This is a genomic window from Streptococcus infantis ATCC 700779, assembly GCF_000187465.1.
GTDB lineage: Bacteria > Bacillota > Bacilli > Lactobacillales > Streptococcaceae > Streptococcus > Streptococcus infantis.
On sequence record NZ_GL732439.1, the window covers coordinates 1,814,533 to 1,816,843 of the forward strand.

General features: G+C 36.1%; 4 protein-coding genes and 1 pseudogene. All 5 read left to right on the forward strand.

Annotated features, from left to right (window positions below; all coding sequences use genetic code 11):
• Positions 1-970 (forward strand): annotated as a pseudogene (locus tag HMPREF9423_RS11805) (hypothetical protein); the annotation flags it as partial.
• Complete coding sequence (locus tag HMPREF9423_RS11270) at positions 970-1,287, forward strand: hypothetical protein (protein ID WP_006149470.1); 318 nt, start codon at positions 970-972, stop codon at positions 1,285-1,287. The pseudogene HMPREF9423_RS11805 and the gene HMPREF9423_RS11270, both read left to right, overlap by 1 nt.
• A gap of 8 nt (positions 1,288-1,295) precedes the next feature.
• Positions 1,296-1,979, forward strand: a complete 684-nt coding sequence (locus HMPREF9423_RS11275; protein WP_006155542.1) for an enhanced serine sensitivity protein SseB C-terminal domain-containing protein — start codon at positions 1,296-1,298, stop codon at positions 1,977-1,979.
• Positions 1,980-2,005: 26 nt separating this feature from the next.
• Complete coding sequence (locus HMPREF9423_RS12150; protein WP_006149473.1) at positions 2,006-2,155, forward strand: DUF4176 domain-containing protein; 150 nt, start codon at positions 2,006-2,008, stop codon at positions 2,153-2,155.
• The coding region (locus HMPREF9423_RS12565) for a hypothetical protein (RefSeq protein ID WP_208853956.1) at positions 2,124-2,311 on the forward strand (188 nt) is incomplete at its 3' end. The genes HMPREF9423_RS12150 and HMPREF9423_RS12565, both read left to right, overlap by 32 nt.

Here is a 2,311-nt window from a genome sequence, read left to right on the forward strand (position 1 = left end):
TCGATCGGATAAGGGTTGGGGAGATATGGCTATTAGTGCAATCTCCATCATCGTCGGAGTGACCGCCATCGTATTCACCTGGGGGACTGCAACACCTTTGGTTGTTGCGACAGCTATAACTGCGGGTGTTGGCTCAACAGCCTATGGGGTGTCCAATATGTACGAGGCTGGTCAAGAGATCAAACTCGGATCAGAAGGAGATATTTATACCAAGGCAGGAAATCCTATAAGAGATACAGCTTTCATGGGAAATGACAAGTTGTATCATGAGGTTGGGAATGTCTTTGTGACGACGAGTGCTATCATGGTTCCTATAGGGCAGACCCAGAGCGTTGTCAAGGGGGTGACCCAGTTTGCGATAGGTGAAGCAGGCGCTTATACAACGGGTCAGACTGCTTACCATGTGACCAAGCTTGCGGGTGGAAGCGAAGAAGACGCCCAAACCGCAAACTTTTTAGGGAACTTGATAGGAGGATATGCGGCTTCTTCAGCAGCTAACAAGTTTAGTCTCAATAAGGTGTCCACCAATCCAAGAGAATATAGTTACAATATGATTGAAAATCCTGGACCACTACCAGAAATTAATGAGACTGCAGCTAAAAGTTTCGCTAGCGGTAAATATAATGTGAAAATATTAGAAGAGGATACGGTCTTTTTTAGAGCTGGAAATTCTGACAGTCCTTTAGGACAATATTATACAAGGGATATTCCTGAGTCAGTAATAAAAGTTAGGATAGAGTCCGCAGTTAAACCTCAGTGGATTGATAGAGACACAGGGGTCTTAACAGGTACATCAGAATTGACTGATATCTATGCTACTAAGTTCCCAAAAGGTACCGTTTATTATGAAGGTCCTACAGGCTCTCAAGGAGGAGTATATATTGGTGGTAAAGAACAGATATTTATTAATAAACCATGGACTATTGATGGAATTCATAATAATACAACACGTCTAGGAGGAATAAGGTGATGGTAAATTTCAAAGAAGACCTAATGGAATCGTTAATTGATTTATTAGGGGTTCTATCAGAACATAAGCAGCGTCATAATGTTAACTATTTTATAGGGACGCTTAAAAATATGATAGCAATCATACAAAATATAGAAAATCCTGAACTCCCAAATGAATGTATAGAGAAACTTCGAAAAATGTACAAAAGTATGTTTTTCCCAAGAGACGGTTTATCGGATTTTTATATTCTTGATTCTGATGCTACATATATGACAAAATGTAACACTCAATTTTCGTCATTATTAAATAGAATTGATGCTTTATTAGAAGAATGAGGAAGTTAATGTTAGATTTGAATTTTTTATATAATATATATAAAGAAAGTAGCAGGGAGTCAGACTGGAAGAAATTTGCTATTGCTCTTTCAAAATCACATTTGTTGGTACCTTTTACTACAATTAATAGTTCTGATATTCTAATCACATTAAATGGTAGCGATGGTAGACAGTATTTGCCTATATTTACTGATTTTGAATCTATCAATTTATCTAGTTCATTATTTAATAAAGGTGTTAAGTTCGCCAAAGTGGATATAGTATATATTTATAAATTTCTAGAACGTAATTCACCTGTAAAATATGTTGTATTAAATCCTTGTGGAATCAGTGTTTTTATGGACAAAGATTATATAGAGACGATATTATCTTTAATCAATTCACGTAAAATACTTTTTGGAAAACCAATTGAGGATACAACATCGATTGAAAATGAGCTTTCAAATATTTTTAAGGAAATCCCTTCAGTTAATAATGTCTTTTTCGTAAAGATACTAGTGAAAGAAGAAAGTAGTTACTTACTAGTCATAGATTATGATGAATCTCAAAATGAGCTACTTCTTTTTGAGAAGATTTCTAAAAAAATTGCGAGTCATAAAATAGACTCTGATTTTCCTTTTGATTTGATATCAAGCAATACAGAGTTAGGAGAAGAAATAATGAAGGATAATCCTCCCATTTACACTCGCTAATATTTTTCAAAGGAAGTATCAAAAAGATGCTCATCATTGCTCGTATGATTGCAGCACCAGTTAAAGGAGATCTTTATCGTTTTGACTATGGTGCTTGCCTATATCCTGAAGGGGTCGTAGGTGAGAATTTGATCTACTTCAATCATGAAGATATTTTTAAGATTGTTCAAGAGTGACATTTCTGACTTGGTGAGTTATGAGGGAAGCAGTCATACCAGTACGGTCATGAACTACAACTTCCTCATGAATCAGCTCAAGAACTTGGACACATCGATTACTCAATATGAGAGTAGTCATTCGGGTCAGGATTTGGTCGCCTTTAAGGAACTCCT

Bases quoted from the DNA above. Each gene is read 5' to 3' on its own strand.
- HMPREF9423_RS11275 (WP_006155542.1), top strand. From the start codon at position 1,296: ATGTTAGATTTGAATTTTTTATATAATATATATAAAGAAAGTAGCAGG.
- HMPREF9423_RS11270 (WP_006149470.1), top strand. From the start codon at position 970: ATGGTAAATTTCAAAGAAGACCTAATGGAATCGTTAATTGATTTATTA.
- HMPREF9423_RS12150 (WP_006149473.1), top strand. From the start codon at position 2,006: ATGCTCATCATTGCTCGTATGATTGCAGCACCAGTTAAAGGAGATCTT.